This window comes from Paramagnetospirillum magneticum AMB-1 (assembly GCF_000009985.1).
Taxonomy (GTDB): domain Bacteria; phylum Pseudomonadota; class Alphaproteobacteria; order Rhodospirillales; family Magnetospirillaceae; genus Phaeospirillum; species Phaeospirillum magneticum.
In genome coordinates this window covers 3,613,894-3,627,192 of sequence record NC_007626.1, presented here as the reverse complement: position 1 = coordinate 3,627,192, position 13,299 = coordinate 3,613,894, and the positions used below count along the sequence as shown (strand labels likewise).

The window sequence follows — 13,299 nt, the reverse complement described above, 5'->3', positions numbered from 1 at the left end:
TGGATGCCGATTGCTGGATAAATACCTCCTTGAGGAGGCCCCATGGATTCCAATCAACCAATTATGCCGCTTACCGGACGGCTTCCAGCCGATGTAACCATCGAAGACATCCTTGGTCGGATCACGCTGCTGTCACCGTCCCAGATGCCCTCCATACCCTCTGGGTTTTCCGGAGTGGTGGCCTCGATCATCAGAACCCCTTGCCAGGAACCGTGCCTGCATGACGCGGTTTACGTCGGCTACCACCTCATCCCAGCATCCCTGACAGCAAGAGTTCGGCCGGGTTGCGACGTCCACGAACTGCTCTATCTGCTCGAGGCCGCCACACCCCATCTCCCGATAGGATGGTGTTCGTGCTGTCATGCCCCTGGCCGGGAAACCACAGGGGTGGATTTCCAAGATCTTGCCTGCCGCCTGGAGATTGATGGGCAATCACCCGATGAAAGCTATGAGAATCTCGGAGTGTGGTCGCTCTTTGCAGGAGATCATCGTTGGACCACGCTCGGCCTTCATTGGAGCGTAAAGGGAGCTGTCAGACGCGGCGATGGGCCAATCGGCTCCAACTAACCGAACTCGGCCATTTGGCGGGGCCGCCCCTCTCATCGACCGGTTGTTCGTCCGTATTGATCTATTGACTCGGCCAAAAGAAATAGGGATGTGCGGGGGATGAAAGATCGGCTGTTCAAAGCTTCGGGAGCGTTTGACCGAAAGATCACCATGATGCGGAATCGTAATTGCATAGCGGCAGACTTTTATGCTGACGCGACTAGGGTTCCGAAAGAAGTAGTAGCCTATGTGCTGCTGATCCATATGGCCGACAGTCTGCCGGTGAAACTGGCGGGGCGACCCGAGGTCACGGCTATAAGAAGGCCGGGGTGATCATGCTCGATCTTGTGCGGCCCGAAGACATTCCCCGCGACCTGTTTTCTCCAACGCCAGAAACTGGCGAGAAACCCAAGGCGCTCATGGCTGCCGTGGACGGTCTCAATAGCAAGCTGGGCAAAGGAGCGGTCGGCTACGGCTTGGCCCCGAAGGGCGCACCCTGGCAGATGCGCTGCGACAATCGAACGCCGAGTTACACGACCAGTTGGGAAGAACTGCCGGTGGTGAAGGCGTAAGACCATTCCATCTTGGACGTAAATGGTGCTTTCGCCCAATACATTAGGGTTCTATAAATCTCCGCATGGATTCCCACCAGGAGGTAACACTATGAAGTTTCTTTCCCGCTGCGCCGTTGCCATCGTTGTTGTGGTCGCTGCGACGGGGGCCGCTCGTGCCGCCGATCATATGGATCACATGGCTCACATGGCGGCCAGCCCCTCCACGCCGGACCATATGCAGGTCATGTGCGGCGACATGGACGCCAAGATGGCGGGGCATCTTGCCTTTGCTGAAGTGAAGCTGGCACTGGGTGAGTCTCAGAAGGCGGCTTTCGCCAAGCTGAAAGAAACCATGAAGGCCGCTCATGAACCCATGAAAAAGGTTTGCGCCGAGATCGTTGCCCAGCCCCCCGCGACCACACTCCCGACCCACATGGAGCGTATGCGCAAGATGATGGAGGCGCGTGTCAGCGTCATGGGTAAGGTGATCCCCGCCATGACCGGCTTTTACGACACCCTGACCCCAGAGCAAAAAAAGACCGCCGACGCTCTGATGATGAGCCATCACGCGGGCATGGGGCATTAATCAAGGGGAGGGAGAGCTAGAGTCGTAGGCTCGAGCATTCTGGTCTATGTTTCTAGTCCTTTTGAACATTTCCTGAAGAGCCAGCCACATTAAGCGGGCCAGTGCTATAAGAGCGACCCAGGGTAAGCGAAGCTGAGGGACGGCGAATATCCAGGACGTGGACAGGGGGGCTCTGTGCCGGATGCTCAAGGCTTGCCCCGCTCATCAACTGTTTGTTCGTCCGTATTGGTCTATTAACCGGGCTAAAAGAAATAGCCCTATTTCCATAGGGAGGAGATTCGACAGTTCTGTCCCTCACAAGGCCAACTGGGTCGCCTTCGACAGCCACCCGGTCGGTCATCTGCTTTGGATGTGGGGGCGTTATGGGGTACTTTGGACTATCTGCGCCGCCGCCAGTCCGTCGCCGCCCCAAGCCTTGGTTTGCATGGCTGGCAGTGGCTGCCGCTATCGCTGGTGTGGTGGCGGTCTGGGTCCGGTAGGGGCTGCGTGATTTGTCGCGTGTCCCCCAATAGGTCGTCTCATGACGAAATCAATTTTCCTGACTCTCGTTTCTGTATGCGGGGGGGTGACGGGTGAAACTCGACATATCCACCTTGTTCTTCGTCCTTGGCGGAGCGTCAGTTTTGGCGAGCGCCTTTGCGTGGTTCCTATTCATCAACAACAGGGCCATCAACGGCGTCCTGGCTGTTGCCCTGTCTAATTCATTTTTCGCTTTCGGCTTCGGGGCTATAGCATTGCGAGCTGTACTGCCCGGATGGCTTTCATTTGTCGCAGGGAATGTGGCCATATTTTGTGGATATGCGCTGGTTCTTTTTGGTCTTTTACAGTTCACAGGAAGAAGGGCTGACTGGCGCTTGCTACTGGGTGGCTTGGCCATTTACGGCTCTGAATACGCTTATTATTTTTTTATTGATGACAATTTTAAGATGCGACTCTTATGCTATCTACTGGTCTACTCTGTGACATCCCTATGGGCCTTCACTGTGACCATCTCAGAATTTCGTAAGACCAGGATGACTTCGTATCTGGCTGCGTCAGCATTCTTGCTCTTCCTGTCGATTTCATTCCTTGTCAGCGCGGCTCTGTCTAATCCCAGCGACAGGGTTAAGGACATCTATTCGCTGACAGCGATCAACGCATCTGTAGTGTTCGAGCAGATCATCTTTGTCATCGGCTGGATCATTTCGTTTATCTTGATGGTTAACGAACGTTTGATCGACGAAAAAAATCAGGCCCAAAATGCGCTAAATGATAAAAATATGATATTGGAGCAGTCAAACGCTGACCTTGAGCAATTTGCCTATGTTGCATCACACGATCTACAGACTCCACTAAGTAATATGGTTCGATACGCCCAGCTGCTTGAGCATCGATATAGAGGGAAAATTGACTCAGATGCTGACGATTTCCTTCGCTTTATCGCTGAAGGCGGGAAGCACATGACCAATTTGATTCACGATCTTTTGGCATTTTCCCGAACATCGCAACAGTTGGAGCTTTTAAGACCGATACCTGCTGGGGATGCCATAGCACGGGCTTTGAAAAATCTTGAACTGGACCTGCATTCATCCGGAGCAGAGGTTACAGTCGGTGATTTGCCGACGGTTATCGCCGATCAGACCCATCTCGTCAGTTTGTTTCAGAACCTACTCAGTAACGCCATCAAGTATAGTGCGCCAGACCGCAGGCCGGTGCTTTCGGTGAGTGCGGAACGTATGCCCAGCAACGACTGGCGCTTTGCTGTATCCGATAACGGCATTGGTATTGAGTCGCAATATCACGGCAAGATCTTCGAGATATATTTCAGCGTCTTGACCCTATGTCCTACAAGGATGGCACTGGCATCGGCCTGACACTTTGTCGGCGAATTGTCCACCGTTTCGGCGGCGAGATTTGGCTAGAGTCTGAGCTGGGCGAAGGCACGACGTTCTTCTTCACGCTCAAGGATGGTGCGGACCAATCCTGATCGCTTCCCAAGGACGACCGGTTGTAGCACATGGGGGCTCTTCGCCGTGAACGACGGGTGTCTGGGTAGAGCGGTCGGCTACAGCTCAGGCTGACCTATCTCAGACGTTTAAACGGTCTGCCGAAGACTGCGGGGCGGCGTGTGGCGTTATGTTAGGAACGATCACCTCGTCCGCGCTCATGATGCCTTGAGCCTTGCCCGACATCTTGGCCTGATACATGCGGGCGTCGGCCAGTTCAATCAGTGCTGGCCAGTCTTGGGCATTATCGGCGATGCGTTCGGCGACACCGATGCTCGCAGTCACTGGTTGGCCGTCGGGGCGAGTGCCCAGCCACTCGTTCACGATGCGTTGGATGGCGATCCGCTGGCCTTCAGCGGAGGCGCTGCCGAGGACCACCACGAACTCCTCGCCACCCCAACGGATGATGGTGTCCGAACTGCGCAGCAGCCGGGTAAGGTTGGTGACTGCGTTCTTGAGCACCCAGTCCCCAGCCTCATGACCATGGGCATCGTTTACGCTCTTGAAGTTATCAAGATCGAGGAAGGCCACGGCGAAAGGAGCATCCCGCTGGCATGACAGTCGGAATTGTGTGTCGATGATTTCGTTGCCGCTGTGGCGGGTGAAGACATTGGTGAGCGGGTCGTGGCTGGCGCGCTGGAGTAGTCTGATCATGTAGTGGAGCTGGATCATGCTCTCCAGAAGATAGACCCCCAAGATCATACCCAACACCCACATGGTGGACAGCTGACCAACCCAGTCGATCCCATTGGCCAGAATCGGGCCGAGCGTCGCCGCCACGATAACAGGCAGTGCGTATGCCAGTCCTTCGGCCACAGTCAGTGGCATAACCCCCAGACCGGCGACGATGATGATCGGTAGGGCAGCATAGAGGCGCGCATCGATTGCGGCAGCATTATCAAGTGGCAGTCCCGACAGCGAGAACTGAGCGGCCAGAAAAAGGGCCAACGGCAACGCCAGAAGTACTGCCAGCAAAAACAAGGCCCGCTTCAGCGTCACCCCGCGATGGGATGCGACGGCAAGTACGATGAAAACGAGCGACGCAAACAACCTCAACCCGGCCAGCCAGCCCCAGCTTGGCCAAGGCAGCACCAAGCGGTCGAGGGCGATCCATGCCAGGGTCAGAAGAGAGAAGGCACTGGCGACTATTCGTATACGTGAGGCAATGGTTTCGGCGCGATGCCGCGTCAGGTAAGGAGGATGGTCAGATGAAATGACTAATTGCCTGACACGGGTGAAGCCGGTGTCGCGGATTATTGAGGAAAGGTGCTGCTGGATATTGATCATCCGAACAGCCTACGCGAGCTAGGTATTACGATCAATGGAGTGGCAAGGAGAGCGTTCGAGGGCAAAGGGTGCCCCAGACTGCTTGCCACGAGACCAATGGGCCAAGCCGCCGACGCGTTCCGAACCCTTCGCTAAATTCCCGTCACGTGATGGAACAAATTATCACGAAGCTGGACTCGACACTTGTGATCAAGGACGTGCTAAATTTGACTTAGCCGCAACTTGTTGTCGCCAATCAAGGGGCTGTAGCTAGGCCGAGCGAGGGTCTCGACAGCCATATCGCTCGGCCAACACGATTGCTTTTGGGTCAGGCGGCCTAGTCACTATGGGGGTCCGCATATATCGGCTGCATAACCACAGTTTTTCAACGCCGTTGCAGTCACAGCAAGGCGTGGCTCTTGTTCTAATTTACGCAGAACCTGCCACTTTCTAAAGGCTTCTCGATCCACCGTCGCCGGAAACACGACATGCCTGACATGAATGCTCGGAGAAACACCTGCCAGCCCGCAAATGATGCTGATGTTGCTGTTCTGGAGCTAGTGCGTGGCATCTCAGACAATGCAGACGCAAGTGTGGCCGAGGCAGAGGCTGCGTGGGCTGCGCTTACCGACCTTCCTAGGTCTTTCGATGACCTGGGACGTCATGCTGGCGGTGATCCCGGTCCGCATTGGCGGCTTGAGAAGACACGAGCCTGAAGGCAGTGATGACGCTGAACCTATCGTTCTTTGGAAAATCCTGTTTGGTCATTGCCGAGGCTGGCAATCTTCGCCAACTCATCGTTACCGCCCTGCATCAGATCGGCCTCCCCAACGTGGCGAAGGCCGACGACATAGAAGCCGCCATCTATGAGCTTTCCCAGTCGGCCTACGACGCAGTCATCTGCGCCGAAGCCGAGTTTGCTGGTTCGGTGGAGGTGGTCAAACGCATTCGAAGGGATTGTCGCGGGCCAGCGGCGGCGGTGCCGATAATCTACCTAACCGGAAACATGGACCCAGCCCATTTGTCGATGATCCTCAATTCCGGGGCGAACAGCGTCATGACGCTGCCTATCGGTACGCGGAGCCTGTTGAAGAACCTTACTCGCGCCATGACCGACAGTAGGGAGTTTATTGCTCACCATAATTATCGAGGCCCTTGTCGGCGCGGGAAGAACCGCAACGCTAAATATAGCGGCCCGCGTCGGCGGGCGACAGATAGCCAACATTCAAAACCACCGAATCCACCTTCCGGTTCGTCGATGCCAAGAGGGGTGCAGTCTGCTCCGGCCATGAGGGATAATGGGCAGAGACCAGTCCTTCCAAGGGCTGAGGAGATCCCATCCCTGTCTGCACGGGAGGCCACTATCCTTAATGGCGTGAACAAGATCGCGACAAGCATCGAGCGTCTGAGGCAGGACATGCAATCGACTGACAATACCTCGACGCGGCAGCGGTTGCGCGAAGGGTTGCATGAAGCTGCTCACAGGCTGGTCAATTTGCTTTCGCTGGCCGATCTGAGCTATCCCCAAGACGGTCAGAAAGGGAATATCCTGCTTGAGAAACTCGATGCCATCAAAGGCACGTTTCTAAAGGTTTTGGCGGACATTGCCCAGCATAGACTTGAAATTGTTAGTTCCGATATTGACCGCATCATAATGGGAAATGAGTTTCCGCTTGGATGTTCGGAGACGCTTTCCGAAAGGCTTGGCGCGGTTGAGGAAATCGTTATGGTCATGGGCGGGGCGCGAAAATTGGGGGATGGAATGAAACAATCTCTTAGCAGGGCTTGGAGGGATGTTCATCGGATCCAAGAGGCCGAGGGAAATTTCATTCTGGTTGAATTGACACAAGGTAAAAGGGGCTGCGCTACCAAACCCCTGGGCAATAGCCGGTTCATGGATGATGAGTTGCAGGTTGCCGCGAGTCAGGCAGACGTTATGCGGTCTCTGAAAGAGAATGGTTGATACCGTCGGCCAGAAATCCAAGCCCAGTGATAAAAATTTGTCTGAATTTGCCCTGTCGATGGCGATCTGTCCGGTGACCGGCCCCCACGGGCGGCTCCAGATCAAATGTTAGTGAAGCACGGCTGTAATCGCCTGGCCAAGGGGGACGCAGGCTGAGACAAGAGGAAAAAATGCCGGTTGATCGTGCCGGGCGCAGAGAAAATTGCCCATCGCCGTTTTCATCACATGTTGAGGAACTCGAAGCTGCTAGAGATGCTGCCGAGTTGCGCGCTGCTTTGGATCGCGTGGTCGAGTCATGGTTGCCTCGCTGCGAACACAAAGCGCCTTTGCACGAGATGATCCGCCTGTTCTTCACGCATCACGCAAGCGGAAACAACGCGACCACACCAGAAAAGCTTCTTATTTTGCGCCAATTCAGCATGGAAACACTTCGTGCTGTCGCCGAGAAACACAAAATGCTGCTTGCTCGGTCGTCAACCCTAGAGGGCGTCGTCGAGGCCACAGCCATTATTGAGGTTGAGGCACCGAGTTATCCGCCTCACACCTCCTTCGAGGACATTTTTGCCGACGCGATGTGCTGGCGTCCTCGATCAATTTTGTCTTTCTTTCATCGCCGCAACCCAGAGTGCGTACGCACTTTGAAGCCATCTTTTGCTCTCTCCCCGGACTTTTCAGAGAAGTTTGAGGCAGTGGTCCGTGCACACATTGTTCCCGCAATGATGAAAAGCCGCACAGTCAGCATTGTCGGATCATCGTGGAAATGGAATCCAGCAACATCAACAGCAGTCGATCTTTGGTCTTTTATCGAAAACGATCCCAATAGTGCTGAGCGCATACGGCAGAGCTGGAATGGAGCCTGGGAAGCCCTATACCAGCGGAAAGTTACCAAGAAGGTAGGCAATGAAACCAAGGAAGTCCTAGTCGCTTCCAAAGAGCTACAGTCACTTCGGCCATTGCTGGAATCTGACCTCTATGATTTGCCGACCGTGCGCAACCGCGAACTCGATCTATTTCGCTCTCTCCTTTTTGAATATGACACCCTGGTTCTAGAGCGAAGCTGGGTCAAGGTGAGGCAAATTTACGAGCAGGAGATGGACCGGCGCTCCTACCAAGACAAGGCGCGTGAGGGAGCCCTGCGTGACTCTCTGCTTGAGGTGTTTGACCGCTTGTCAGATCGAGCCGGTGAGTTTCTTGTCATGCTTGCCTATTTTGCTTTCCCGAATATCGACGTCGCATTCCTTGAAAAGTTCACCCACAACAAGGGCCGGAACCATGCGGATCGAGAGGATCGGGTTCCTTATTTGATGCGGTTTCTCAATCAGGATGGGGTTGCCGAGGTCAAGCTGCTTGAGTCAAATCTTCGTCGCGCCCGCGAGGAGGCGGCCAAAGCGGCAATAATCGCCAACCGATAAATCGTCGGCATTCTGATGGGGCGGTCATGCGGGAAATGGGCGTCCCAATTTTGATTGGTATTCTCGGGTCGGGATGTACAGAGGTCAAGCGCAGTGCCTGGGTAACTCAACTTAGTTTCCGGTATGACCTCACCGTGTGCCCCGCCGTCGTCAGACGGAAGCCCGCGATGAGAAGCGTCTGGGGCCGCTGTTTGCCGGGTGTCCGGCTCCTGACAAAAGGCACTTTCTATGACACTCCCCAATTTTGAGCATCGCAGAATCTTGATGGAATATATATTTTCATGTACATATGCGATGGTAGAGGTCGGTAAATATAAGTTATTTTGTCGGATATTTGTGCTTTGTTGTCTGTAAGTTTAAAAAATTAGAAGATGCTACATAAATTGTTTTGCTCGGTTATGGGGTGAATCTTAAATCAAACGCGAATTTGTTGCGGTAAGAGGCTGAGTTGCATGGATGTAAAAGTTGACAGCAAGCCGCATGTGATTGGAATTGGGGCCTCTGCCGGAGGATTGGAGGCCCTTAGCCAGTTTGTAGGGGGGCTGCCCCTGGACCTTGGCTGCATTTACGTCATCGCCCAGCACATGTCGCCAACGCATCGCAGCATGATGGCGGACATTCTGTCTCGTGAAACCCGACTGCCGGTTCGTGAACTCGCCGATGGCGAACGCCCCCAACCGGACGTCATATATATCATCCCGCCCGGTACAAATTTGGTTTTCAAGGACGAGTGTTTCGTCCTCAGCCAGGCGTCTCCTGAAATCTCTCCAAAGCCCTCGATCAATATACTTTTTCAGTCCATGGCCGACGAATTTGAGGAGCGCGCCATTGGAATAATCCTTTCTGGCACCGGATCAGATGGCACGAGGGGGTTGAGGGCAATCAAGTCGGCGGGGGGGATTACCTTTGTCCAAATCCCCGAGACCGCCAAATATGATGGCATGCCGCGTTCGGCTATCGATGCCTGTGTGGCTGATCGTATTGTATCACCAGACCAGATTGGGCGCGAGTTAGAGCGTTTGGTGCGCTTCCCAGGCATGCTGCCGAATCTTGAGAGTGGTGAACAGCGGCCCGCTGAGCTATCAGACCTGTTTGAGCGCGTTCGACTGCGCACTAAGATTGACTTTTCCAGCTACAAACTGTCCACGGTCCAGAGACGTTTACAGCGAAGGATGGCTGCTACCAATACCGGAACCCTCTCTGAATATTTGAGCAAGACGGATAGCGATCCCGACGAGCTCGATGCTCTGGCCAAAGAGACGTTGATTTCCGTAACAGAGTTTTTTCGGGACAAGGATGCCTTTCGCGCCTTGGAGAGGCACGCCCGAGAGATTGTGAGCCGTAAACTTCCTGGTGAAGAAATCCGAGTTTGGGTGGTCGGGTGCGCCACTGGCGAGGAAGCCTATTCGCTGGCAATCATGTTTTCGGAATTAGTTTCCGAGAGAGGCATTGGAAGCCGTCTCCAGGTTTTTGCGACAGACATCGACAACAACGCAATGAGCGTCGCTCGGCGGGGTATCTATAACCAGACCGCCATGGCGGAAATGCCCCAAGAATATGTTTCGAAGTATTTTATTCCCTGTGGCAACGGATTTGAACCGACCAAGGAACTTCGGGACTGCGTCACCTTTGCACGGCAGGACGTCAATGTTGATCCGCCATTCCTGCGGCTGGATTTGGTCACCTGCCGCAACGTGATGATCTATTTCAACTCTGATCTCCAAGCCAAGGTTTTATCGATTCTGCGCTATTCGCTTCGCGAAGATGGTCTGCTGTTTCTTGGGCGCTCTGAAACGGTTACCCAGCAGGAGGCCATGTTTGCGTCAGTGGATCGGCGGGCCAGAATCTTCCGTCCACGGGGGCAGAGCCGTCCTATCACTATGGGAAAGCTGGTAAGGGGACAGCTAAAGGTTCCAAGACATGAGCCGAGAAATCCCGACAGATCGAATGAGCGGCTTTTTCTGAATGCCCTTGCAGACCATTTTGGACCGGCAATGCTGATTGATTCAGGTTGCCGGATATTGCATAGCCACGGACCGGTTTCTCGATTTATCCATTTTCCGACGGGAACGCCGGAAATGAATCTCGCTCAATTAATAGTTCCTGAGTTTTCCAATGAAATCCTGACCACGATGCATCGCGCTCGTCGTCGTCAGGCTAGTTCCTATAGTCGGAAGCGACGGATTTCGTCTTTGGACAAACAGGTATGGCGGTTGGCGGTTCATCCAGTGGGAGAACTGGCTGAAGCAGACACTTTTTTGGTAGTTTTTGAACGTTCTGCACAAGCCGATGCCGCTAACGCCGTCAAGGAAACTGAGCCACAAGACGGTGCTGAAGTTTTCCCCGACGATGAGTTGGCATCGACACGAGAGCACCTCCAAACTTTGATGGAGGAAATGGCTGCCTCCAATGAGGAAATGCAGGCGCTTAATGAAGAAGTCCAGGCATCTAATGAGGAGTTGCAGGCGTCCAATGAAGAGCTTGAGGCCTCCAATGAGGAACTTCAGGCAACAAATGAAGAGCTGGTAAGTGTCAATGAAGAAAGTCTGATAAAGTCAGCCGAGCTTGCCGCGATTAATAGCGATTTTGAGGGTGTTTATAACACAATTGATTTTCCTATTATGGTGTTTGACCCTGAGCTTTTCCTGAAGAGGGCCAATGGCGCTGCAGTCAGGACCTATGACTTGCCACTCTCAGCAAGCGGAATGCATATAGGACGCCTCAAGCTACCAGCTTTCCTCGACAACATCGATAAGAGCCTCACTGCGGCTCTAACCGAGCAACGCAAGGAAAGTTTCCAAATCACGTTTGGAAAAAGGACATTTCAGGTGTTTGTCACGCCATCCATGAGCATGACAGGAACACCACAGAGTGTCGTTCTAGTTGTTGTAGACCATACTGATCTTGTTGAGGCCCAGGAGCAAATACGCGAAAGCCAAGAGCGTCTTCTGTCCATCATGAACCACTCAACATCAGCCGTTTCTCTAAAAGATGCGGCCGGTCGCTATGAGTTTATAAATATGAGGTTTGAGGAGCTATTTGGTCTCTCTGCGGAAGAAGTGATTGGCAAGACCGACCAGCAGCTCTTCAGTCGAGACATCGCTCAATTGCTAAGGAGTCGAGACCTCGAAGTGATGGGGCAGCTTTCCGCCATTCAGCATCTTGAGGAGATGGTGTTCCCCACGTCAAAGGTTTGGTTGGACTCTGTCCGTTTTCCCATCTTTGACTCCAACGGCGTGGTCCGTGCGGTTTGCTCTCAGTCGACCGACGTCACAATGAAACATCATGCGGAAGAGCAATTGCGGCTAGCCGCCAAGGTTTTTGATCGTGCTGGAGAGGCAATCACTATCACGGACAGCTCAGGCAATATCATAACCGTGAATGACTCGTTTTGCCGCATCACAGGATATAGCCATCAAGAGGTTATTGGTAAAAACCCACGATTTCTGCAATCGGGGAAACACGGAAAAGACTTCTATGATGCCATGTGGCGTTCCCTGATTGAGCAGGGGTGTTGGCAAGGCGAAATCTTTAATCGCCGCAAGAATGGCGAAATTTATCCGGAATGGCTGACCGTAAATTCGGTCCGTGATGAAAACGGTTCGGTCGTCAATTACGTGGCTATTTTCAGCGATATTTCCGCGATCAAGAGCTCGCAGCGACGCATCGAGTTTTTGGCAACTCATGATGAGTTGACCGGGATTCCCAATCGAAGCTTGTTGATGGATCGGCTGAAACACGCGGTGGCACAGGCCAAGCGGCAAAAAACCAAGCTGGCGGTCCTCTTCATTGATCTCGATAACTTCAAAGTGATCAATGACAGCCTAGGGCATGATGTGGGTGATCAGCTTCTGAAGCAGGCGACGGAGCGTCTTAAGCATTGCGTAAGAGATTCTGACACTCTGGCAAGGTTGGGTGGAGATGAGTTTGTTGCTGTTTTGACCGATGTCAGTCTCGAAAAAGTCAACTCCGTGGCTGCCCGGATCGTCGATTTTCTTGGGGCGTCCTTCAGCATTAACGATAAGAGCCTATTTGTCTCTGCCAGCATTGGAATTAGCGTCTTTCCCGATGATGGCCAGGATAGTCTTACCCTGCTGAAGCATGCCGACACTGCCATGTATCGCGCCAAGGAGCGGGGTAGGAACCAATATCAGTTTTTTGCCGATGAAATGAAGGTGATCGCTCTGCAACGCCTGACCTTGGAAACTGGGCTGCGACTGGCGCTTGAGACCAAAAGCTTTCGCATGTGCTACCAGCCGCAGGTAGATATTCATACGGGAGAGGTGGTCGGAGCCGAGGCACTTCTGCGTTGGCGCGATCCCACTTTGGGTGAGGTATCACCTGCCCATTTTATTCCAATCGCCGAAAGCTGCGGCCTGATTGGAGCAATCGGTGAAACCGTCTTTACCATGGTGCTGGAGCAGATAGCCTATTGGAGAGAGAAGGGACTTACCGTTCCCCGTATTGCCATCAATGTGTCCGCACACCAGCTTCGGGATGCAGGATTCGCAGCTAAGGTAGGATCATGGCTTGATAGTTCAGGAATTTCCTCCGAGCTCATTGGTATTGAGCTTACTGAAAGCGCCCTGATGGAACGAATAGACATGGTGAAGGAGATGCTGACCAGCTTCGACGGGATGGGGATGAAGGTGAGCATCGACGACTTTGGCACCGGCTATTCATCCCTGTCCTATTTGAAAAAGCTGCCTATCCATGAGCTTAAGATTGACCGCAGTTTTGTGGACGGCATCGCCCTAGAGAGGGACGACCGCTCCATCGCGAAGGCAATCATCGATATGTCCAGAGCATTAGGGATGCGAGTGGTGGCCGAAGGCGTCGAATCCGAGGAGCAATTAGGCGTCTTGAAGGAGGAGGGGTGTGACATGGTTCAGGGTTACTTGTTCCATCGCCCCTTGTCACCAGAGGCGTTCGCCAAGGTGATTGAGACTGGGGGGAAATCCTCCCGCAAGCCACTCAAGAGGTAATG

At 53.5% G+C, this 13,299-nt stretch carries 10 protein-coding genes; 9 read left to right on the top strand and 1 reads right to left on the bottom strand.

The window, feature by feature from the left end:
- Positions 1-42 precede the first annotated feature (42 nt).
- The 6 genes from AMB_RS25410 (at position 43) to AMB_RS26545 (ending at position 3,652) form a co-directional block, all read left to right on the top strand.
- Positions 43-567 carry a hypothetical protein gene (locus AMB_RS25410; RefSeq protein ID WP_148207463.1) on the top strand — a complete coding sequence of 175 codons (525 nt, stop codon included), beginning with the start codon at positions 43-45 and terminating at the stop codon, positions 565-567.
- A gap of 99 nt (positions 568-666) precedes the next feature.
- Positions 667-879 (top strand): hypothetical protein, encoded by a 213-nt coding sequence (locus AMB_RS26550; RefSeq protein ID WP_043744971.1) that lies wholly within the window; start codon positions 667-669, stop codon positions 877-879.
- 2 nt (positions 880-881) lie between these two features.
- The gene (locus AMB_RS16860) at positions 882-1,118 is read left to right on the top strand and encodes a DUF4113 domain-containing protein (RefSeq protein WP_011385694.1); all 237 of its coding nucleotides are present in this window, start codon (positions 882-884) and stop codon (positions 1,116-1,118) included.
- A gap of 91 nt (positions 1,119-1,209) precedes the next feature.
- On the top strand, positions 1,210-1,686 hold the full coding sequence (locus AMB_RS16855) for a Spy/CpxP family protein refolding chaperone (protein WP_050750749.1): 477 nt from the start codon (positions 1,210-1,212) through the stop codon (positions 1,684-1,686).
- Between the two features lie 572 nt (positions 1,687-2,258).
- Positions 2,259-3,539, top strand: coding sequence for a sensor histidine kinase (locus AMB_RS23540; protein ID WP_050750748.1), 1,281 nt, complete (start codon positions 2,259-2,261; stop codon positions 3,537-3,539).
- Positions 3,506-3,652, top strand: a complete 147-nt coding sequence (locus AMB_RS26545; protein ID WP_231848870.1) for an ATP-binding protein — start codon at positions 3,506-3,508, stop codon at positions 3,650-3,652. The genes AMB_RS23540 and AMB_RS26545 overlap by 34 nt, the downstream gene beginning before the upstream one ends.
- A 100-nt stretch (positions 3,653-3,752) precedes the next feature.
- Here AMB_RS26545 and AMB_RS16845 read toward each other — a convergent pair whose 3' ends face one another.
- A complete protein-coding gene (locus AMB_RS16845; RefSeq protein WP_011385692.1) occupies positions 3,753-4,958 on the bottom strand; it encodes a GGDEF domain-containing protein in 1,206 nt (401 codons plus the stop codon).
- Positions 4,959-5,661: 703 nt separating this feature from the next.
- On the opposite strand from AMB_RS16845, the gene AMB_RS16840 reads away from it, so the two are divergent.
- The 3 genes from AMB_RS16840 (at position 5,662) to AMB_RS23535 (ending at position 13,297) form a co-directional block, all read left to right on the top strand.
- A complete protein-coding gene (locus tag AMB_RS16840; protein ID WP_043744968.1) occupies positions 5,662-6,900 on the top strand; it encodes a response regulator in 1,239 nt (412 codons plus the stop codon).
- A 170-nt stretch (positions 6,901-7,070) separates the two neighbouring features.
- Complete coding sequence (locus AMB_RS25405) at positions 7,071-8,312, top strand: hypothetical protein (RefSeq protein WP_148207462.1); 1,242 nt, start codon at positions 7,071-7,073, stop codon at positions 8,310-8,312.
- Between the two features lie 452 nt (positions 8,313-8,764).
- Positions 8,765-13,297 (top strand): EAL domain-containing protein, encoded by a 4,533-nt coding sequence (locus tag AMB_RS23535; RefSeq protein WP_011385689.1) that lies wholly within the window; start codon positions 8,765-8,767, stop codon positions 13,295-13,297.
- Positions 13,298-13,299: the final 2 nt, after the last annotated feature.

Bases quoted from the DNA above. Each gene is read 5' to 3' on its own strand.
- AMB_RS25410 (WP_148207463.1), top strand. From the start codon at position 43: ATGGATTCCAATCAACCAATTATGCCGCTTACCGGACGGCTTCCAGCC.
- AMB_RS26550 (WP_043744971.1), top strand. From the start codon at position 667: ATGAAAGATCGGCTGTTCAAAGCTTCGGGAGCGTTTGACCGAAAGATC.
- AMB_RS16860 (WP_011385694.1), top strand. From the start codon at position 882: ATGCTCGATCTTGTGCGGCCCGAAGACATTCCCCGCGACCTGTTTTCT.
- AMB_RS16855 (WP_050750749.1), top strand. From the start codon at position 1,210: ATGAAGTTTCTTTCCCGCTGCGCCGTTGCCATCGTTGTTGTGGTCGCT.
- AMB_RS26545 (WP_231848870.1), top strand. From the start codon at position 3,506: ATGTCCTACAAGGATGGCACTGGCATCGGCCTGACACTTTGTCGGCGA.
- AMB_RS16845 (WP_011385692.1), bottom strand. From the start codon at position 4,958: ATGATCAATATCCAGCAGCACCTTTCCTCAATAATCCGCGACACCGGC.
- AMB_RS16840 (WP_043744968.1), top strand. From the start codon at position 5,662: ATGACGCTGAACCTATCGTTCTTTGGAAAATCCTGTTTGGTCATTGCC.
- AMB_RS25405 (WP_148207462.1), top strand. From the start codon at position 7,071: ATGCCGGTTGATCGTGCCGGGCGCAGAGAAAATTGCCCATCGCCGTTT.
- AMB_RS23535 (WP_011385689.1), top strand. From the start codon at position 8,765: ATGGATGTAAAAGTTGACAGCAAGCCGCATGTGATTGGAATTGGGGCC.